The 291-nt window shown below is 48.5% G+C and carries 1 protein-coding gene; it reads right to left on the minus strand.

What is annotated here, in order from left to right; translation table 11 throughout:
• Positions 1-291, minus strand: a 291-nt coding sequence (locus FTW16_RS21400) for a MutS-related protein (RefSeq protein ID WP_409994455.1), incomplete at both ends; no start/stop codon positions are given.

Below are 291 nucleotides of genomic sequence, written 5' to 3' on the forward strand. Positions count from 1 at the left end.
CGCTTTCTGCTGGTACATAACAACCGATATGAGCCCTCAGCGCAATGAGTGCGGTCTGACGCATGTAGGTCGACTTACCACCCATGTTTGGACCTGTGATGATCAGCATTTTACGTTGATCATTGAGGTCGATAGGGTTCGCAATGAAAGGTTCGTCCATCACTTGTTCCACTACAGGATGACGACCTGCTTGAATTTGCACACCAGCTGACTCTGTCATCGTTGGACGGCAGTAATCAAGAGTGTCTGCACGTTCCGCTAAGTTTTGCAGAACATCAAGCTGAGATACAG

The sequence above is a fragment of the Vibrio sp. T20 genome (assembly GCF_007858795.1).
In the GTDB taxonomy this organism is placed as follows: domain Bacteria; phylum Pseudomonadota; class Gammaproteobacteria; order Enterobacterales; family Vibrionaceae; genus Vibrio; species Vibrio satsumensis.